The sequence below is a fragment of the Salinispira sp. genome (assembly GCF_059431795.1).
Genome location: NZ_JBXWXS010000002.1, coordinates 23,082 through 42,987, shown reverse-complemented (window position 1 = coordinate 42,987; position 19,906 = coordinate 23,082). Strand labels below are relative to the sequence as shown.

The 19,906-nt window shown below is 52.0% G+C and carries 20 protein-coding genes and 2 tRNA genes; 3 read left to right on the top strand and 19 right to left on the bottom strand.

All coding sequences use genetic code 11. From position 1 onward, the window contains the following. Positions 1-3 precede the first annotated feature (3 nt). The 9 genes from rpoB to AC52PS_RS00685 form a co-directional block, all read right to left on the bottom strand. The gene (rpoB, locus tag AC52PS_RS00725) at positions 4-3,501 is read right to left on the bottom strand and encodes a DNA-directed RNA polymerase subunit beta (RefSeq protein WP_495561108.1); all 3,498 of its coding nucleotides are present in this window, start codon (positions 3,499-3,501) and stop codon (positions 4-6) included. A gap of 384 nt (positions 3,502-3,885) precedes the next feature. After that, positions 3,886-4,269, bottom strand: coding sequence for a 50S ribosomal protein L7/L12 (gene rplL, locus AC52PS_RS00720; protein ID WP_495561107.1), 384 nt, complete (start codon positions 4,267-4,269; stop codon positions 3,886-3,888). 140 nt (positions 4,270-4,409) lie between these two features. Beyond that, entirely contained in the window at positions 4,410-4,946 is a 537-nt protein-coding gene (rplJ, locus tag AC52PS_RS00715; RefSeq protein WP_495561106.1) for a 50S ribosomal protein L10, read from the bottom strand. A 15-nt stretch (positions 4,947-4,961) separates the two neighbouring features. Further along, positions 4,962-5,639, bottom strand: a complete 678-nt coding sequence (gene rplA, locus AC52PS_RS00710) for a 50S ribosomal protein L1 (RefSeq protein WP_495561105.1) — start codon at positions 5,637-5,639, stop codon at positions 4,962-4,964. A gap of 3 nt (positions 5,640-5,642) precedes the next feature. Beyond that, positions 5,643-6,074, bottom strand: coding sequence for a 50S ribosomal protein L11 (rplK, locus tag AC52PS_RS00705; protein ID WP_495561104.1), 432 nt, complete (start codon positions 6,072-6,074; stop codon positions 5,643-5,645). A gap of 179 nt (positions 6,075-6,253) precedes the next feature. After that, positions 6,254-6,808: a transcription termination/antitermination protein NusG gene (gene nusG / locus AC52PS_RS00700; protein ID WP_495561103.1), complete on the bottom strand. Its 555-nt coding sequence runs from the start codon at positions 6,806-6,808 to the stop codon at positions 6,254-6,256. 69 nt (positions 6,809-6,877) lie between these two features. Continuing rightward, positions 6,878-7,057, bottom strand: a complete 180-nt coding sequence (gene secE / locus AC52PS_RS00695) for a preprotein translocase subunit SecE (RefSeq protein ID WP_495561102.1) — start codon at positions 7,055-7,057, stop codon at positions 6,878-6,880. A 123-nt stretch (positions 7,058-7,180) separates the two neighbouring features. Next, positions 7,181-7,253: transfer RNA gene (locus AC52PS_RS00690), tRNA-Trp, on the bottom strand. A gap of 63 nt (positions 7,254-7,316) precedes the next feature. After that, positions 7,317-7,389 (bottom strand) — tRNA-Thr (locus AC52PS_RS00685). A gap of 126 nt (positions 7,390-7,515) precedes the next feature. Between AC52PS_RS00685 and AC52PS_RS00680 the strand changes: the two genes are divergently transcribed. Then, positions 7,516-8,757, top strand: coding sequence for an MFS transporter (locus AC52PS_RS00680; protein ID WP_495561101.1), 1,242 nt, complete (start codon positions 7,516-7,518; stop codon positions 8,755-8,757). Here AC52PS_RS00680 and AC52PS_RS00675 read toward each other — a convergent pair. Then, a complete protein-coding gene (locus tag AC52PS_RS00675) occupies positions 8,746-9,192 on the bottom strand; it encodes a SufE family protein (RefSeq protein WP_495561100.1) in 447 nt (148 codons plus the stop codon). The two genes, AC52PS_RS00680 and AC52PS_RS00675, sit on opposite strands and share 12 nt — an antisense overlap. Before the next feature lie 106 nt (positions 9,193-9,298). Beyond that, complete coding sequence (locus AC52PS_RS00670) at positions 9,299-9,862, bottom strand: hypothetical protein (RefSeq protein WP_495561099.1); 564 nt, start codon at positions 9,860-9,862, stop codon at positions 9,299-9,301. 119 nt (positions 9,863-9,981) lie between these two features. On the opposite strand from AC52PS_RS00670, the gene AC52PS_RS00665 reads away from it, so the two are divergent. Next, a complete protein-coding gene (locus AC52PS_RS00665) occupies positions 9,982-11,637 on the top strand; it encodes an ABC1 kinase family protein (protein ID WP_495561098.1) in 1,656 nt (551 codons plus the stop codon). 25 nt (positions 11,638-11,662) lie between these two features. Beyond that, positions 11,663-12,586: an SPFH domain-containing protein gene (locus AC52PS_RS00660; protein WP_495561097.1), complete on the top strand. Its 924-nt coding sequence runs from the start codon at positions 11,663-11,665 to the stop codon at positions 12,584-12,586. Positions 12,587-12,612: 26 nt separating this feature from the next. On the opposite strand, the gene AC52PS_RS00655 is transcribed toward AC52PS_RS00660, so the two are convergent. The 8 genes from AC52PS_RS00655 to AC52PS_RS00620 form a co-directional block, all read right to left on the bottom strand. Further along, positions 12,613-13,581 carry a fructosamine kinase family protein gene (locus AC52PS_RS00655; protein WP_495561096.1) on the bottom strand — a complete coding sequence of 323 codons (969 nt, stop codon included), beginning with the start codon at positions 13,579-13,581 and terminating at the stop codon, positions 12,613-12,615. Further along, positions 13,578-14,075, bottom strand: coding sequence for a low molecular weight protein-tyrosine-phosphatase (locus AC52PS_RS00650; RefSeq protein ID WP_495561095.1), 498 nt, complete (start codon positions 14,073-14,075; stop codon positions 13,578-13,580). The genes AC52PS_RS00655 and AC52PS_RS00650 overlap by 4 nt, the downstream gene beginning before the upstream one ends. A gap of 108 nt (positions 14,076-14,183) precedes the next feature. After that, a complete protein-coding gene (locus tag AC52PS_RS00645; RefSeq protein ID WP_495561094.1) occupies positions 14,184-14,909 on the bottom strand; it encodes a hypothetical protein in 726 nt (241 codons plus the stop codon). Then, on the bottom strand, positions 14,906-15,490 hold the full coding sequence (gene cmk, locus AC52PS_RS00640; RefSeq protein WP_495561093.1) for a (d)CMP kinase: 585 nt from the start codon (positions 15,488-15,490) through the stop codon (positions 14,906-14,908). The genes AC52PS_RS00645 and cmk overlap by 4 nt, the downstream gene beginning before the upstream one ends. 96 nt (positions 15,491-15,586) lie before the next feature. Continuing rightward, the gene (locus AC52PS_RS00635; RefSeq protein WP_495561092.1) at positions 15,587-16,456 is read right to left on the bottom strand and encodes a YicC/YloC family endoribonuclease; all 870 of its coding nucleotides are present in this window, start codon (positions 16,454-16,456) and stop codon (positions 15,587-15,589) included. Positions 16,457-16,570: 114 nt separating this feature from the next. Then, a complete protein-coding gene (murC, locus tag AC52PS_RS00630; protein WP_495561091.1) occupies positions 16,571-18,103 on the bottom strand; it encodes a UDP-N-acetylmuramate--L-alanine ligase in 1,533 nt (510 codons plus the stop codon). A gap of 18 nt (positions 18,104-18,121) precedes the next feature. Next, on the bottom strand, positions 18,122-18,892 hold the full coding sequence (locus AC52PS_RS00625) for an ABC transporter ATP-binding protein (RefSeq protein WP_495561090.1): 771 nt from the start codon (positions 18,890-18,892) through the stop codon (positions 18,122-18,124). Next, on the bottom strand, positions 18,873-19,898 hold the full coding sequence (locus AC52PS_RS00620) for an ABC transporter substrate-binding protein (RefSeq protein ID WP_495561089.1): 1,026 nt from the start codon (positions 19,896-19,898) through the stop codon (positions 18,873-18,875). Before AC52PS_RS00620 ends, AC52PS_RS00625 begins: the two co-directional genes overlap by 20 nt. Positions 19,899-19,906 lie beyond the last annotated feature (8 nt).

The window sequence follows — 19,906 nt, the reverse complement described above, 5'->3', positions numbered from 1 at the left end:
TCCTTAGAAATTGCTTCCCTGACGGTTAATCAGCTCTTCATCACGCTCAGTGAGGGGAATCTGCTTACCTTTCGAATCGTAAATTGATACATCCAGGGCAAGACCCCGCAGCTCCTGTACAAGTACGTTGAAGGATTCGGGAACCCCGGCGGTTGTGCCGGGTTCGCCCTTAACTATGCTTTCGTAGATCTTCGCCCTTCCGTTCATATCGTCGGATTTGATGGTAAGAAGCTCCTGCAGCGTGTTCGCCGCACCGTATGCTTCCAGGGCCCACACTTCCATTTCTCCCAGACGCTGTCCACCAAATTGTGCCTTACCGCCCAACGGCTGCTGGGTAACCAGACTGTAGGGTCCGGTTGAACGTGCATGCATTTTATCCGTAACCATATGATGAAGTTTGATCACATACATATACCCAACCATTACATCGTTTTCGAACTCTACGCCGCTTCGTCCGTCATAGAGGGTAATCTGTGATGATCCCGGCCGCCCGCCTTTTTCAAGAAGACCGGAGATCTCCTCACCTGTTGCGGACTGGAACACGGGAGTCGTGTACCAGTCATCGTTCTCAACGGCGGCCCAGCCCAGCATGGTTTCAAGCAGCTGACCGATATTCATTCGGGAGGGTACCCCCAGGGGATTGAGACACAGCTCCAGAGGCGTACCGTCGGCCATGAACGGCATATCTTCCTCGGGAAGTACCCGGGCGATAATCCCTTTGTTCCCGTGGCGACCGGCCATCTTGTCCCCTTCCTGGAGCTTCTTCTTGGTGGCAATCAGAACCTTCACAACCTCTTCCACACCGGGAGAAAGATCGTCCCCTTCGCTTCTGCGCATCCGCTGAACGTCGATAACGGTGCCCTCGGTACCATGGGGAACCCGTAAAGAGGTATCCCGCACTTCCTTGGCTTTTTCACCGAAGATGGAGTTCAGCAGTTTGAACTCGGGGGTTGTTTCGGTTTCACTTTTCGGCGTCACCTTACCCACGAGAATGTACCCCGAGCCGACTTTGGCACCGATCCGTACAATTCCCTCTTCATCCAGCTGATCCAGAGCTTTTTCCGACGTGTTGGGAATATCCCGGGTGATCTTTTCAGGTCCCAACTTGGTTTCCCGCACCTCAATGGTGAACTCTTTAATATGCACCGATGTAAACACATCGTTTTTCACCACTTTTTCCGAGATGAGAATGGCGTCTTCGTAGTTGTACCCGTTCCAGGGAACAAATCCCACAAGAATATTCCGGCCCAAAGCCATTTCACCTTTGAACGTGGAGGGGCCGTCGGCAATTGCCTGGCCTTTCATAATCTTATCCTTATAGGCGACCATGGGCTTCTGCACATAGCAAGTATCCTGGTTGGTACGCTGATATTTGATCAGCTCATACACATCCTTGTCGCCGTCAAACGCGGGTTTCTCGGGAGTAATTTCAATCCGTGCGTTGCTCACATAGCTCACAACTCCGCCGCGCTTCGCTTTCACCAGTACACCCGAGTCATAGGCGGTCTTGAACTCCATTCCCGTTCCAACTCGAGGAGGTTCGGGGCTCACCAGGGGTACAGCCTGACGCTGCATGTTTGAGCCCATGAGTGCGCGGTTCGCGTCATCGTGCTCAAGAAAGGGTATCAGTGCTGAAGATACGGAGATTACCTGTTTGGGAGATACGTCCATGTACTGCACGTCTGCCGGGGGACGGGTTGTATAGTCGCCCTGTTTCCGCACCGAAACCTGTTCGTCAACAAATGCACCTTTATCGTTTATATTGGCGTTCGCCTGGGCGATAAAGTACTTCTCTTCGTCCATGGCGGAGAGGTATTCAATATCCTGGGTTACCTTACCGTCTTTCACTTTCCGGTAGGGTGTTTCGAGAAAGCCGTAGTCGTTCACTCGGGTATAGCCCGCAAGACTGACAATCAGACCGATATTCGGACCTTCAGGAGTTTCGATGGGACACATCCGCCCGTAGTGGGTATAATGTACGTCCCGGACTTCAAAGCCGGCACGATCACGGCTCAAACCTCCGGGCCCCAATGCGTTCAGGCGGCGTTTATGAGTAAGCTCCGAGAGGGGGTTTACCTGGTCCATGAACTGGGACAGCTGGGAAGAACCGAAGAACTCTTTCACCGCAGCAACAACTGGTTTAATAGAGATCAGATCCTGGGGCTTAATAGTTTCAATTTCTTTCAGACTCATCCGTTCCTTGGCAATCCGCTCCATCCGGCTGAAGGCCGTCTTCATCTGGTTTGCCAGAAGTTCACCCACCGAGCGGACACGTCTATTTCCGAGATGGTCGATATCGTCCACGTTGGCTTCGCCGATGTACACCTTGATCAGATATCCCATGGTGTTAACAATATCTTCCTTGGTGAGAACATGCTCTTCAGGAGCGTCTTCGTAGTCAAATTTCTTGTTCAGTTTGTAGCGCCCCACTCTTCCAAGGTCGTAACGGCGGGAGGTGAAAAACATGGAATTAAAGTCTTTCTCGGCGCTCTCTATGGTGATGGGTTCGCCGGGCATAATTACCGCATACACCGCTGACAGCGCAGCCTCGTGGGAAGGTTCGTCCAGACCGTCTTCCTTGGTGTGCTTGCTCTCTTCCCGTTCAAAACAGTTGAGAATAATATCCGAGTGAAGACTCTCGGAGTTTTCATCATCGATTATCTCGATGCTGCTTACCTGGGAGTGGATCAGTTCATCCACATCATGGGGGTGAATTTTCTCACCGGCTTTGTAAAGCTTTTTGCTTTCCTCACCGTCTTCCACATAGACGGCCCGTCCAAGAACCTTACCACGCAGGAAATCTCTGGACTCGGCGGTATCTTCCACAGCTACGGTTTTGAGACGGTAAAAGAGGTCAATAATTTTTTCCCGGGTATCGTATCCCAACGCCCGGATAAACAATGTACCGAGAATCCGCTTTTTCCGGTCGATTTTGGCAAAAATCAGCTCTTTTTTCTGATCAATTTCAAACTCAAGCCAGGACCCCCGGTAGGGAATAATCCGTGAACTGTAAACCCCCTTCTCATGGGAGAAAATCACCCCGGGGCTTCTATGAATCTGGCTGACAACCACCCGCTCGGCACCGTTATAAATGAAGGTGCCCCGGTCAGTCATAATGGGAATATCTCCCATGTAAATATCTTTCTGGCGGATTTCCCCGGTTTCAGTAAACAGAAGATTGATCTTTGCCTTAATGGGTACCGCGTAGGTGTGACCCTTGGCCTTACACTGGGCTTCATTGAACTTGATATTCTCTTCATCCAGGGTATAATGATCATATTCCAGAACCATATCGCCGGCCTGACTTTCGATGGGAAAGATGGTCTGGAACACCTCTTCCAGTCCCTGTAAATTCGGATTATTCCCCTGGACCATCCAGTCCCGCTGCAAAAATTTCTCATATGATGAGAGCTGGATATCCACGAGATTCGGTAATTCCATTACGGTTCCCTTGGAAGTACCAACCTCGGTTCGTTTGATTTCGGTATTTCGATTAAACATCAGTTCCCCCGCACCAGGTAGTTGTTCGCTGTAAATGTCCGTCTATTTTTAACGCCAAATCAATGGTTGAGGTAATTTCAAAAACTGAAACTACCAAAGCCTTTAGAAACCACTAACCGCCGCTAATACAGACAGATATTGATTTAGACCCTATAGTGAGCCCCTTTCAGAATACATTTCCAAAAAAGCCTCCATTACAAAGCAATTTGAAAAATCCTGGAAACATCCTGTCTCCGGGACTTATAAAATTGCTCGGGTTACACCACTGTCATCCTCTGTAGACACAGAAGCACCGCAGGCTCAATGCAGGCCTTACCCGCAGTGAGCTTACGGTGAGAATCTTGTAATTCCAGTCGCTTGTCGATTTCGTTGGACACAGTCCCCTTACTTAACTTCGACAGTAGCACCAGCTTCTTCAAGAGTTTTCTTGATTTCAGCAGCTTCATCTTTGGAAACATTTTCCTTGATGACACCGTTGGATTCAACCAGCTCTTTTGCTTCCTTGAGGCCGAGACCTGAAACAATGGTCCGAACTGCCTTAATAACGTTGATCTTCTTTTCTCCAGCTCCGGCAAGCTTAACAGTGAATTCAGTCTGCTCTTCAGCAGCTTCTTCGGCTGCGCCTCCAGCTGCAGGACCTGCAGCAACGGCAACGGGAGCAGCGGCAGTTACGCCGAACTTGTCCTCCATAGCCTTCACCAGTTCGGAAACTTCCAGAACGGTCATGTTTGCAATTGCATCGAGAATTTCTTCAGTAGAAAGTGCCATATTATCTTCTCCTTTTGTAATATAGTTTTTTTAACGGCGATAGCATAGCACCTCTTGCAATAAGAAGACTAACGCCGCTTTCTCACATTTTTACGCCGCCCGCAGCCCATATTGCAGCCCCGGATAACGGCCGCCGGAAATTACTCCCCGGACTTCTGATCCGCCACAGCCTGCAGGGTGCGAACCAATTTGGTTGCAATTCCGTTGAGACCGTATACAAAGTTCTGCACTGGCGCATTCATTGTACCCATAAGCATTGCAATAAGCTCGATACGTGTGGGCAGCTTGCTGTACTCAATAACCTGGTTGGCATCGAAAACATTGCCGTTCACTATACCGCCTTTCACTTCCAAAGGCCAGTCCTTGGCAAGCTTCAGCAATTCTTTGGCAACAGGACCGGATTCATCCCGGGTTAGAGCCACTGCAGTAGGACCCACAAGATAATCGTCAACAACCGGCATTTCCATATCTTTCAACGCCAGCTTTGCGAAATTGTTCTTGATTACATGATACTCTGCATCCAGTTCCCGGAGTTTAGTCCGCAGCTCAGTGATCTGCTCAACGGTCAGCCCGCGGTAATCGGTGAAAATATAATCATTCACCCCGCTGAAACTGTCTTTGAGAGACTGAACAGCCTCTTTTTTTGCACTGTTTACTCGTGTTACGTATTCAGTCATTTAATCAGCCCTCCCTTATTCTGCACTCTGGGCAAGCTTTACGCCGGGACCCATTGTGGATGAAATTGCCAGGCTCTTCACGAAATCACCCTTGGTATCGGCGGGGCGCTTGCGCTCAACTTCACCGATTACCACATTGATGTTTTCCGCCAGGGCAGCCGGCTCCATGGATACCTTACCCACCGCAAGGTGAATTACCCCGGTTTTGTCTGAACGGAACTCCACACGACCCTTTTTCAGTTCATTAATTGCTGCGGTAACATCGAAGGTTACCGTTTGGGTTTTGGGATTAGGCATGAGACCCCGACGGCCAAGAATGGGTCCAAGTCGACCCACATCTTTCATCATATCGGGGGTTGCAACGGCAACATCAAAATCAAGCCAGCCGTCTTTGATTTTTGCTATCAGATCATCATCACCTACGAATGCCGCTCCCGCATCCTTGGCCTCCTGCGCCTTGTCTCCCTTTGCAAAAACAAGAATTTTCTTCTCACTCTTGAACTGATTGGGAAGCACCAGGGTATCCCGGATGGTGGCGCTCTTTTTCACATTTAATTTCATGGAGAGTTCCACAGTTTCATCAAACTTTGCGAACGCATGTTCCTTGATGATTTTCACCGCCTCTTCCGTGCTGTACTGCTGTGTCTTATCATAGGCGGCTACGGCGTTTCTATAGTTCTTTCCTCGCTTCATATATTACCCCTCAACCTCTACGCCCATTGAACGGGCTGTTCCGGCTACAATCTTGATTGCCGCATCGATATCGTTGGCATTCAGGTCCGCCATCTTCATCTCGGCAATCTTCTTCAACTGATCCCGGGTAATTTTACCCACCTTCACCTTGTGGGGTTCGGCGGATCCTGAGGACAAACCGATCTCTTTTTTGATCAGAACGGCAGCCGGGGGGCTCTTCATTTCGAAGGAAAAACTTCTGTCCGCGTATACGGTGATTACAACAGGAACCAGCAGTCCCGCTTCCACATCTTTTGAAGCATCATTGAACTGCTGAACAAACTGAGGCGCACTCACACCGTGAGGTCCAAGGGCCGGACCCACTGGAGGGGCCGGCGTGGCCTTCTGTGCAGGCACCTGAAGCTTGATCATGCCAGTGACTTTTTTCTTAGCCATGTACACTCCTCGTGGTATTAACGGGCACACACAATGCATGCCCTCCCACCAGATTAATTACTGCCTACGGCAGCATATATTTCATGCGAAGAGTCCGGAATCCCGGACTCTCCGTATATGATTTTTATTAGTCTTGGCAATTTCCAAAATCGCTGATTTATGAAATTGCCTCCTCACGTTTAGAGTTTTTCAACCTGAAGATATTCAACTTCCACAGGGGTGTTCCGTCCGAAAATCCCCACCATCACTTTCAGCCGGTTTTTTTCGTCCTGAACTTCTTCAACGGTTCCTGTAAATGACTCGAAGGGACCATCGATAATCCGTACCGTCTCCCCGACAACATAGGTCTGCTTGGGCCGGTAGCTTGAATCGCCTTTAATTTCACCCATTCGAGCCAGGAGATTCCGTGCTTCCTCGGTACTTATAGGCTGGGGTTTGGCACTGGGACTGGTACCCACAAAACCGGTTACCCCCTGTATCCTGCGGATCTTTGAACAAACGGGCTTCCACCCCAGGTCGGGAAGATCCATTTCCAAAAGAATGTAGCCGGGGAGCACTTTCTGCATCCGCTCTTTCCGCTTACCGTCTTTTACATCGACAACCTTCTCCGAAGGCACCTTGATGTCGTTCACAGCTTCCCCGAACTCACCGTCATCAATCATCCGGCGGATTGTCTTCTCAATTTTGTTTTCATGTCCGGAAAACGTATGCAGAACATACCAACTCTTGGCCATATAACCTCCTGATCCTCAAAAACCCGTCCGAAAAACAGCACCCCCAAGGGGATAGAAACACCGCAGGTTCTAGAAAATCAGATCAACCAGATTGGCCAGAACAAAATCCACCACACCGAGCGCGATCGCAAAAAGAGCTATGGACACAAGAACAACACGGGTATTGGAAGCAACTTCTTCACGTGTAGGCCATACAACTTTTTTCAACTCCGCGATACTGTCCTTAAAAAACTGAATAATCCGTTTCATGTACTTTCCCTCTACAAAAAATCCCCGGAATCACTGCTGTAATCAGCCGATCTCGGGGTATTTTGCTCAATTCTTACAGTTTATCACCCGTAGGCGCCGTCGGTTCCCGGCGCAGATAACGATCAGGCCCAGTAGGAATCGAACCTACAACCTTCGGTTTTGGAGACCGACGCTCTGCCAATTGAGCTATAGGCCTGTGTCCCGGACAATGCTGCGAAGGACCGGATTGGCACCGGCCCTTCGAAAAAATCATCCAGAGAGCCTCCGATCGGACTTGAACCGATGACCCCCACCTTACCATGGTGGTGCTCTACCGACTGAGCTACAGAGGCATGGCTTGAAAATGCTCGCAGAATGTAGCAAATTGGAATCTCTTTGTCAACTGACACTCTTTCAAAACTGTATTTTATGCAGGGATCCACCGAAGCCATCAACGCCCACTATCCCGGGAGGATGACATGATCCGACTTCTCCTTTCCAGCCTAATGTTTCTGCAATTCTTCGTGGTGGGATCGTTCAACCCCCTCATCAGTCTTTATCTTACCCGGTTTCTCGGACTGGGGGGAGGCCAGGCGGGGTTGATAATCTCAGTTTCCCAGATTTCCATGCTTATCTCCCCGATTCTGGTGGGGAGGGTGGCAGGCAAAATGGTCAGCGAGCGACGGCTGCTCATTATTATTTATATTGCAGGCGGGGCGTTGCTGCTGCTCACCTCGGTTCAACGCAGTTTTACCGGTATGCTTCTTTCATTTTTCGCACTGAATATGATTCTCGGTCCCGCAGTAGGCCTGATGAACGCAGTCACATTCAAGCGCCTCAGCGATCCATCGGCGTTCGGCAGCATTCGGGTCTGGGGAACCATCGGCTGGATGGCGGCGGGCTGGACCAACGGCGCAATGGTCCGGCTATTGCCGGGAATTTCCAGCTCCCTTTCGCTGATTTTCACCCTTCCGGCCGCAGCTTCACTGCTGTTCACCCTTTTGGCCGCAATGCTGCCGGGAGCGGATGGAGGGACTCATCCCGCCGCCCGGCTTGCCGGAAGTACCGCCGCGGACAATCTTTCCGAAAAAACCAGGAAAGAAAAGGGTGCCCTGGGCACCCTCGCCTCTCCTGTGGTGAGGGTATTAATTCTCTGCTATTTTCTGGGAGGCATGCTGGACAGATATTATATCTTCGGCTCCGGGCCCCACCTGGATTTCATGGGAATCCCCGAGTCCCTTCTTATGCCCATCCTGAGTCTGGGTCAGGCAACAGAAATTTTCATGCTGCTGATGCTCAAACCTCTGCTTAGGAGGCTGGGGTTCAGAAGGGGCATTATTACCGGCGCTCTGTTTCTGGTGCTCAGATATGTGCTGCTGTTGATCGCAACCGGATCCCATGGGGGAGCGCTTCCTGCGGTGATACTGGCCATAGGGATGAACGGACCGGTCTTTGCCATGTTTTACACCGCTCTGACCATCTTCGTGGATGAAAAGACCAGTCCCGGGGACAGACCTGCGGTTCATCAGTATATAGCGATGGTTTTCACCGGATTTGCCGGATTCTCGGGGAACAGTCTTGCGGGCATCACCTTCAACGGGGTGGACCAAAGCCTTTTGGGAATGCAGCGATTTTGGAGCATTCCTTTGAGTTTGGCTCTTGTTGTGGCTGGAATTATCTTTCTGTTTTTCAAGCCCGGGAAACTGAAATCAGCCGGCTGATTTTGCCTTTTCCCGCATGAGGGCATAGATATTTCCGAATGCGTTGGCCCTACTGGGGGTGAGGTTGGCCCTGATATTGGTATCTTCTCCGAATTTTGATACCAGGGGTTCGGACTCATTCAGAAGATCCCGGATGCTCAAACCGTTGAGAGCCTGAATAAGTATAGATACATAGCCCCGTACAACCATGGCGTCGCTGGACCCCCGAAACTCTATATGACCATCCTGAATGTTTTCCGCCACATACACGTTGGAGATGCAGCCCTGGACGTAGTTTTCCTCGGTCTTTTCCTCCGAAGGGATGGAGGGAATCTCATTACCCACTTCAGTGAGCATGCGGTACATCTCCATCTGGTCCATTTCGGCCAGAGCATTCAACTCCTCGGCCATTTCTTCAAGATATTCCCGGGTCTCCGCAATTGTTTTCTGCTTCATGGGAAATAGATACTAAAAATGCAGGCGAATTGCAATCGGATGTCAGATTGTCGTTGCGGCAAAGTAATAGAGCCGGACATCCTCAGAAGTCCAGCTCAGCTCAGGTTCAACGGAAACTTCCCCAGGTAAGACGCAACCCCATCATAGGGTAATGAATGCTGCCTTTGTACGCAGAAGTGACCGGAAGAAGAAACTGCACCCCTGCGAACGCACTGATCTGGAACCAGTCGGTAACCGGAAAACCCAACTCAAGGTCCAGCTGCCCCAGAAAGGAGAGGGCTCCACCATTGTCCAGCAGCCCCGGAAGATGCAGACCGCCGATCCCCAGCATTCCGTTCCCTGCGAAACTGAATGGGCCGATGGTACTGTATGATCCAAGAAGCATGCCTCCAAAGCCTCCGGCCGCCTCATTGCTGCTGGCATCCAAAAAACTCAGCCCGAATCCGCCGATTTTCGTACCGTCCCGATCAATACCGTATCCGAACCCACCGCTTTGCTGAAGAGCCCGGGGCTGGAATTCCGAATTGCCCAGGCTATCGGCAAAAGGACTGTTCACCGCGTAAAATATGCCCCCTCCTCCATTGGCCATAATCGGAGCTGCCGCTGAAAGCAATACAAGGCAGAGCGCGAAAACACGCAGCCGTTTGTTACTTCTATTTCTATTTTCCATAAATTTCCTCCCCGGAACAATGTGTTTCCCCTGTGGTCACGTTTCATATTCCTGTATCTGAAACACAGATCGGCAGGAAATGTGTCACATATAAGGACGAAACAGTGTATATTGGGAATATGAGACGACCAGCACGGCGCATTACAGATATTGTAAGCATTCTCGTACGCTACGGTTTCAAGGATTGGCTCTCCTCCATACACATCAGACCACGGGGACTGAAAAAACTCAAACCCGGGAGGGGCACGGGGCAGAGTCGTCCGGAACGGATCCGCCTGGCAATTGAAGAGATGGGACCCACATTCATCAAATTCGGTCAGCTGCTCTCCATTCGAAAGGATATTATTCCCCAACCCTATATTCGCGAGCTGAGCCGTCTACAGGATGATGTAGCTCCCATAGACTCACAGGAGGCCAAAAAAATCCTGAAGGAGGAGCTTGGCTCCCGATACCGCCTTCTTGAATTCGAAGATGAGCCCCAGGCCAGCGCATCCATCGCCCAAGTGCACCGGGTAAGCATCGGCGGGTACGGCGAAATGGCGGTGAAAATTCAGAGGCCGGGGATCGGGCAGATCATCGAAGAGGATATCTCCATTCTCCTCTGGATTGCCACTCAGGTGGAACACTACATTCCGGCTCTCCGACCTCTGCAGCCGGTGAACCTGGTGAAGGAATTCGCCAAAACCTTGAGAAAGGAGCTGAACTTCCGGGTTGAAGCCCAGAATATTATCCGGTTTTCCAGAAATTTTCGGAATTCCAAGAGCATTAAGGTGCCCCGGGTCTATCCTGATATCAGTACGGAGAAAGTGCTTCTCATGGAGTTTGTTCACGGGAAAAAACTCACCGGTCTGCTGAGGGAATCGGATCAACTTTCCGCCGAGGAGCGGCACCGGATTGCACGGGAAGGAAGCCGGGCAATTATCGACCAGGTATTCATTCATGCATTTTTCCATGCGGACCCTCATCCGGGAAATATCCTGGTACTCCCCGACAGCCGCCTCTGTTTTCTGGATTTCGGGATTATGGGGCAGATTAGTCCCAGCGAACAGGAGCAGCTGCACCAGGCCATTATTTCTGTGACCAGCAACGACTATGAGCGTCTGGCAGAAATTGTACTAAGCCTGGTGGGGCACAGCGGAGATGTGGACGGCGATGCCTTCCGCACCGATCTATTCGAAATAATCGATCAGTACATCAACCTTCCGCTGGAAAACATCCAGGTGAGTACCGCAGTACAGGAAATATTCCGTATTATCAGTAATCATCAGCTCATCATTCCCAGCAAGTATCTTCTCATGAACAAGGCAATTATCACCATCGACGGTGTGGCCAAAGAGGTGGAGCCGGGCTTTACTCTTGCAGGCCTCATCAGTACGGTGGTTCGAAAAGTTCTGCGTCAACAGTTCAACCCCAAACGGGCAAGACGGGCAATGATTGAAGTTACCAGCGACTACGCCTCTCTGGTAAAAGCATTTCCCAGGGAAAGCAGAGATATTCTCCGTCAGCTGCGCCGGGGCCGTCTGGGAATTCTATTCAAAATCGAAGGCATAGAGCCCCTGCGGAAGACCCTGGACGAACTTGGCTCCAGGCTCATATACGGCATAATTTTGACTGCGGTGCTGGTGAGTTCGTCCCTGATATTCTCTTCCGGACTGCCTCCCCTCTGGAAAGGAGTCCCGGTAATTGGATTGGCGGGATTTGCCATAGCAGGTATTATGGCATTAAACTATGTATTGAACCTTATCCGTCATTATTTCAGGGAACGTTGGAAATAGAATGGGATGCGGTTTCGGAGGCAGGATGCACAGAAGCTCTACTCTGCAAAAGAGATTCGATTCAAACGTTGAATGGATACGCCCGGGAAATGACGTACTCTTTTTTCGTTGGAGCGGCTCAGCCCGGGAAATTGCACAGATAAAGCAGATTCGTATCCTTCCGGGACAAAGCCTTATGTGCATTCATAATTCGGTGTGCACGGCAATCCTGGAGGAGCCCGGCCTCTACGATCTTCAGGAGAACGGGAGCGAATTCTGGGAAAAGGTGCAGGGAGCACTGAACGATGCTTCCGGGGAAGAGGGAGTAAACGGATCCCCCCCCGCCCTCTTCTTCGCACGCACCGGTGAACTGCCCCCTCAGAGCTGGAACAGCGGCAAGTATCTCAGGTACGAAGAACCGCGGGAAGGCAGGCTCTTGAGGATCAGACTCTTCGGGAGCTACCGGGTAAAACTCGTAAAACCCGATAGTTTTTTTGTGAACCTGGGGGAGGATATCGGAATTTACTCCCTCTCCCGTTTCCGGAATGCCATGACCGGACGAATGCCGGATATTATCGGCAACTTTTTAAAAACAGCAGATCTGAGTCATACCGACTTCAATGAATCCAGGGAGGAACTTTCCCTACAGCTTGAAGATGTTATGAAACGCTCATGCGCCCCCCTGGGACTGGAAATTTACGACACCCGGATTGAAGGAATGGTGTATGCAAACCAGACAGGCGAAGCTTCGGCCGAAAGCAGCGAACATGATTCCGCCCCAGCTGTCACCGACCGCGCCATGAACCGGGGGGAAGAAGCTTTGGGTGGACACAGAACAGAGCAAAGCTCTCCCGGGGAATCAGATGAACTGGTGCAGAGGCTGGAAAGTCTGAAGAAGATGCTGGATCGCAAGCTTATTTCCCCTGAAGAATATCAGGCAAAAAAGGATGAAATCCTTACGCGGCTCTAAATAGCGGCTGCTTGCCGCATCAGATATTAAAACCCCAGGCGGGAGAGAATGCCGTGAACAGATGAGCGGTATCCGCCGCCGAATAAATTCAGATGATTCAGCATGTGGTACAGATTATAAATATCTCTCCGGGTCTCGTACTCCTTCTCCACAGGGAGTACATTCCGGTAGCCCCGGTAAAATGCAGACGGAAAACCGCCGAACAATTCGGTCATGGCAAGGTCAGCTTCGTTATGCCCCGCATATGCTGCAGGGTCAATGAGCACCCCTTCCCCCCGGCTGCTGAACAAGTAGTTGCCCGACCATAAGTCTCCGTGAAGCATGGATGCCCGGGGGTGCTGGGGCAGAAAGTCGCCAAGCCGGGCCGTCAGCTGTTTTACGCGCCGTTCGAGGGAGGAGTCGGCATATCCCCCCCGGAGGGCAAGCTCCAGCTGATACTCCAGACGGTGTACGCGAAAAAATTCAACCCAGTCCGCTTCGACCCCGTTGCTCTGGGGACTCAGTCCGATATAATTATCCTGGAAAAACCCGTAACCGCCCTTTCCCGGAGTTTTGGAAAGCCGGGAATAGAGCTCCAGACTCTGAAGGGTTGCAAGCTGGGCGCCGAATTCCCATGCCTGATCTGATCCGGGACGACCGGATTCAATGTAAGAAATGAGAATTCCGGTATCCATTACCCCGTACACTTCGGGGACGATCAGGCTGCTGCACCCCGCTTCAGCGGCACAGGCTTTCAGAGCCTGGAGTCCCAGGGCCTCGGCCCGGAACAGGGAGGAGTCGGCCCTGGACTGATACTTATATACAACAGGAGGAAGGGATTCGTGGCTGAGCACCACGGCCCGATTAATGCAGCCTCCGTGAAGATCCCGGCTGCGGCATTCACCGGGATCCGAAATTGCGTCGTTGGATAGCTGTGTTAGCGCCTCGGCCAGTGAGGTGAATTGCAGTCGAGGATCCAGTCCCTCAGACACATCTTCCAGGCGAAAGGTACTCATTTCCGCCCCGCAGTCTCTCCGGATCTCAATGCATCAAGAAGTCTTTCACTGCTGCGCTCAACAATATCGAACACATCGTCAAATCCGTTCTGACCGCCGTAATAGGGATCGGGAACATCCATGGCAGCATCTCCCAGGGGATCAAACTCCCTGAACATATGGATTTTCGCCGGGTTTTTTGCGGATGCAGCCATATGCATGAGCCTATCGTAATGGCTTCGGTCCATGGCGAATATCACATCGTAATACTCCAGGTCCGACTGGATCAGCTTCCGGGCAGGGTGGGAAAAGGGAACCCCCCGCCGGGCGGCGGTGCTTCGCATTCTGGGGTCTGCGTTCTCACCCACATGATAGCCGTGGGTTCCCGCGGACTCCACTTCAAACTCCTTCTGCACACCCCGGCTGTGGATCATATTCTGGAAAACCGCATGAGCCAAAGGGCTGCGACAGATATTTCCAGTGCAGACAAACAGTACCTTTGTTGGATCTGACATCATAACCTCGCTGCTTCACGTGCCACAGATTTCACGGCAATCCGAAGAACTGTTGCCGGATTCACCTCTACTTCTACATACAAAAAACATCCCATGATTGACCGGTTCCTATCGGGGAAGATTCAGAATCACCAATACGCCCAGGGAGGGGTTGGAAGCACTGAGGCGCTCCGCTCCCCGGCGGAGTATCCAGGAGGGATCCGGAACATCCTGCCCGGTATCCTCCGGCTCATTGTCTTCCCGTCCGGCGTCGTCCGACTCATTGTCTTCCTGCCCGGTATTCTCCGACTTATTGTCCTCCGGAACGTCCTCCCTCTCCCGGGAGGGCATGGGAGAACTCTCTTCCCCGAGATCCGCCGGCACAGAATATCCCCGGGGAATGGAAATACCGTTACTTCCCGGAGAAAGGGACCGTCCCGCCAATGCAGGAGTCAAGTCGAACAAAAGGGGTGCCATGGAACCGTGGGCGTATGGACCGGAAGGAGCCCGGGGGGCGGAATCCCTTTGTGTCATCCCATTCCCGGTAGAGATCCCCGGAGTTTCGCCCGCTGTCGGAAGATTCATGGAGGGAAACACCAGATATACCTGACGAAAATTCGACGAGGATTCATATCTGCCCAGCAGGCCTTCCTCTCCCCGGATCGCCCCATTCGCCGCCGTACCCCGGATGGAACCGGAATACTGAAGCGTAGAATTAATATACACATCCAGCTCAAACGTCTGTCTATCTGATGAACTGTCTGAAAGACTCTGTGAAAGTGCGGAGGACAGCCCCGCATCCTGTGCGCTCAGCTGTAACAGCATGAGAATTCCGAACCAGACGGCCTGATTCATAGTCTCTCCTTTTTGGGTCCGAATCTCCTGAGAAGTTCATCAACCACCTGATCGAGGAGCTGCCGGGGGGTGTGTGAACCTGCATCCAGGATCAAATCCGCAAATTCATACGAATCGTTATCTATATTATAGACCTTCAAGTAGCGTTCGTGATCCTGCCTGTCCCTCTCCCGGGTAAATTCGAGAATTTCAGCTATTTCTCCACCCTCCCGCTGATGAATGCGCTGAACCCGTACATCATCCGGTGCATGAAGATATACACTCAGGTCTGCGCTGCTCCTGGTAAGCCATATTGCCAGCCGGGACGCCAGAACACAGTTGCCCTGCTCGGCAAGCTCAACCTGCCGCCGATCCACGATACGGTCGATTTCGTCGCTGGCTGCAGCCTGGGCCATAATTTCCTTCAGGGAGACACCCCGTTCTTCCGCCAGACTGCGAAACGTATAATTAATGAGTGTAAGCCCAAGCTTCTCAGCTATGAGACTGCTGGTGGTAGTATTGCCGCAGCCGCTCTTCCCCGAGACTGCAATGCAAATATCCTGTCCCTGTATGGATTTCCGTAATGTTTCGATTTTTTTCATATGTCACCTGTGCCGGGGATCGCCCTCTGCAAATGCCGCTGCCGGGACCTAGGTACCGGGAATATGCGGTATGCTCTGTTCCTTCTTTTAGGGAACCTATTCAATATTTCTCAGCTGTTCTCTGATATTTTCCAGAGCATCTTTCATGTCGATAACCGCTGCGGAAATTTCTTTCAAGAGATTCTTGGAACCAATGGTGTTGGTCTCCCGGTTCATCTCCTGGCAGAGAAAATCCAGTCTCTTGCCCACAGCCCCTCCCTGGGCAAATTCATCGTTGAACTGCTGGATATGGGCCAGCAGACGGCTAATCTCTTCGTTTATGGAATGCTTCACAAGAAGTGCGGCCAATTCGCTGAGAATCCGGTCTTCTTCCACCTGATCTCCCAGAACTTCCTGAAACCGGCTGCGAAGCTGGGTATTAATATGGGCTTCAATCCGGGATTCCTGTTGGCGGATTATCTGAAACGAACCGCGGAAGCGCTCCAGCTGTTCCATAATATCGCGGGCGGTGGTCTCTCCCTCTCGCTGCCTGCTGGCATTAAAATCGTTCAGTGCCTGGGAGAATGTGCTCCGTATTATAGGGAGCACTTCTTCCCCGCTCCTCTGCTTTTCAAGTTTTATAATTCCTTCAAAGGCCATGAGATCGGAAATGGATGGATTGTGTTTTAATCCGTGTTGCCGTTTCAGCCGTTTCATCGCAGCAACCAGGGCTTCCGCCTGGGAGTCGTCAATTTTCACCCGTGTTTGTTCGGAGTCTGACTGGAGGCGGATATATACTTCAACCCGTCCCCTGCTGATATGCTTTTTCAGTTCATCCCGCAGCTCCTGCTCAAGCCTGCCAAGAGTCGAGGGAAGGGATATCTGGGGATCCAGGTAGCGATTGTTGTATCCCTTGATTTCCACGCTCAGGCTGTGACGTTCGCTGCTGTATTCCCTGCCGGCATAGCCGGTCATACTGTGAATCATTGAAACTCCTTGTCTGGCTGCCGGGGTACCCGGAAAAGGGCATGGCGCATAGATCCCGGCGGCATTGGCATACCGGTCCGAATACGAAACCGGATACGAAAGGGAAGCAGAAAATCAGCCCTTTTCGCTCCGGTCCCGAAGGGAGTCCATGAGCATTCGACCTAGCTGCCAGTTATCCCCGGCTCCCATGGTAACAAACAAATCCCCGGGCTGCAGAAGTTTTTCCGCGAAATCAGCAGCCTGGGAAAAATCCGGGAGATAGTGAACTTCCGGATGATGAGCGGAGACCGCATTTGCAAAATCCTTGCCACTGATCCCCCATCTGTTCTCTTCCCGGGCGGATGCATAAATATCGTTGAGAATCAGAACATCCGCAGCCGTAAAACACTCTGCAAACTCATCCTTCAAGGCATGGGTTCTGCTATAGGTGTGGGGCATGAAATCGGCTACGATCCGCCTGCCCGGATAAAACTCCCGGAATCCCTCAAGGGTGCCGGCGATCGCCCGGGGATGGTGGGCGTAGTCGTCAATGATGGTGATCCCTCCTGCCTGACCCACAACTTCGCTTCTCCGTGTGGTGCCGGTGAACAGACTCAGGGCGTCCGCCAGGTCGGCGAAGGGTATGCTCCCCGCGCTTTCTCCTCCCAGGGAGATTATGGACTCCAGGAGAGCAAGGGCCCCGGCGGCATTCAGCACCGAGTGAACCCCGGGATACTGGAGACTGATATCTCTCCGGGCAGGCTCCGGGTCCACATATGCCCCGCCCCATTCAGGCTGGATGGGCGCTTGGGTGCCGGGAATACGTTCAAGGGTGAAGCTCTGAGCTCCCGATTCAACCAGGTGATTGCTAATCCGGTAGCTTCTCAGATGACTCAGTTCCGTTTCTGTGCAGCTGAATCCGTAGGGAATGAAGTTCAATCCGGGATTCCCGGCGGCGTAGGCTTCAACAGTCTGTTTTGCGCCGGGGTCGTCGGCACAATAGACCACGGTTCCCCCGGGGGGAAGTTTTTCCATAAGCTGGGTGAAGGCAAAACGCACATCCGCTTCATTTTCGAAATAATCCAGATGATCCGCTTCAATGCTGGTGATCAGACACACCTGGGGGCTGAAATTCAGAAAGTGCCGGCGGTACTCGCAGGTTTCGGCAACAAAAAAATCGTTCCCCCCGCTGTAGGTGGGGCTGCCGCCGAAATTGCTCACTCCGCTTCCCACCAATACCTTGGCGGGAAGTTTGAGCTGCCGGATCATGGTGCCGATCATGGCGGTGGTGGTGGTTTTTCCGTGCACACCCGCCACTGCCGCAAACGGAATGCTTTGGGCGTAGGCAGCCAGGGCCGTGGAGTATTCCATCATGGGAAGCTCCAGAGTGAGAACCCGCTGAAGCTCCGGATGGGTCTTGGGATCATATGCAGAAGAATACACAATAAGTTCCGCATCATATGGAACCTGATCAGCATCGAATCCCTGATACACCGGAATATCGTTTTTTTTCAGAATGGCATCAGTATAAAATTCATCCGCCACATCGGAACCGGATACATCTGCACCTTCATGAACCAGAAGCTCGGCCAGGGCGGCCATTCCCGTACCCTTGACGCCGATCATATATATTTTTACCTGTGATAGTCTGCCCGACTGGAGTGTCATGCATGTATCTTACGAAAATCAGGTTGCTTTGGCAATGATAGTCCTGAGAATCTCCTGCATGGGCTCCCGGGCAATCAACTCACGGCTCCGGGGCCGGGGATGATCCACACGAAAGCGTTCAATGACCCGGGCTGGACGGCTGCTGAGAAGGATAATTTCATCCGCCAGCAGAAGTGCTTCTTCGGGATCATGGGTGACCAGAATATAGCCGGGCTGATGCTCTTCCACGTAGTTTTGAAACCACTCATGCATTCTGCTTCGGGTAAGATAATCCAGACGGGAAAAGGGCTCATCCAGCAGGAAAAAATCCTGGCGGAACATGCAGCTGCGCATGAACGAGGCCCTCTGCCGCATACCGCCGGACAGCTGATCGGGAAAATGGTGACCAAAGCCTTCCAGACCGAACTGGGACAGCTGCTGAAGAACGCTCCTCCGGGCTTCCCGGGCCTTCTGCCCCTTGAGAATAAGGGGTAGGGCGATATTATCCGCGACGGTTTTCCAGGGAAGAAGCAGATCATCCTGCTGCATGTAGCTGATCCAGCCCTGACGGTTCAGTACGCTTCTGCCCTGAAACTGCACCTCTCCCTGCTCGGGGCTCAGAAGTCCCGCGAGAATGTGGAGAAGCGTACTTTTGCCGCAGCCGCTGGGGCCCAGTACGGCGGCCGACCTGCCCCTGGCAACCGAAAGGTGAATATTTTCCAGTACCTTCAGTCCGCCGTAGTAGTAATCCAGATCCCGGACTTCAATGCCCGGGACCGGATTAGCTGAATTACTTCGGGAGATATTCATTGGTAAAGCTCGCTTCAACATCCAGCTCAGTGTTGATCAGCTGATTTTCATGGAGCCAATCCGCATACCTGCTCCAGACAACGCTGCGCATTTCTCCCCATCGGGGTGCTTCCGCAATAAATTCATCCTTCAGAAACTCAAGGCTTTGAATCGCCAGCTCTGCGGGAATTTCTGGAACCGCATTTACCAGCAGTGTTCCTGCTTCTTCAGGATTTTCCACCGCATACTGGTATCCCCGGGAAAGTGCGGACAGAAACGCCCGGGCGCTGTCCCCCCGCTCATCCAGGAGAGCTTCCGAAGCGATAATTACCGGAGTGTAGTAGTCGAACACTTCATTCAACTGAGCCAGATCAAGGTAGTTGAGAGGAACGTCCCGAATGTCCGCTTCCACCAGGGTCCATCCTTCGAATACCCAGGAAAAATCAACTTCCCGGTCGGTTGCAGCAAAGAAATCCGCAGAGCCGCTGTTCAGCAAAGTGATATCGTCCAGGGACAGCCCCTCCCCCTCCAAAAGGGTTTCCAGCATGGCGGTTTCCACCGGGGATCCCCAGCCTCCGTAGGTCCTCCCCTCAAGATCGGCGATGGTTTCTATTCCCCTGTCTGCAGGGGAGGCAAAACCCGATGTATTGTGCTGAATAACCGCCGCCAGCGCAACAACAGGCAGTTCATCCTCACCGGTCCGGGCAAATGTGACTGATTCCTGGTAGGAGTATCCGAAATCGGCCTTGCCGATTGCCACCAGACTCTCCGCACTGGCCTCCGAGGGCTGAATGATTTCAACATCAAGGCCGGCTTCTTCAAAAAACCCCAGATCACGGGCAACATATGCCCCGATATGGTTGGTATTGGGCACCCAGTCCAGGGTCAGAACAATTTCTTCCGGTTCGGTAGAATCTCCGGAAGTTTGGGCGCTTGATCCTTCGCTGCTCCCTGAGGCCCAGAGGGACGCGGAAACGATAACTGCTATTAATACAACAATGATGTGTCGATATGTGTCTTTTCGCATATCTTTAC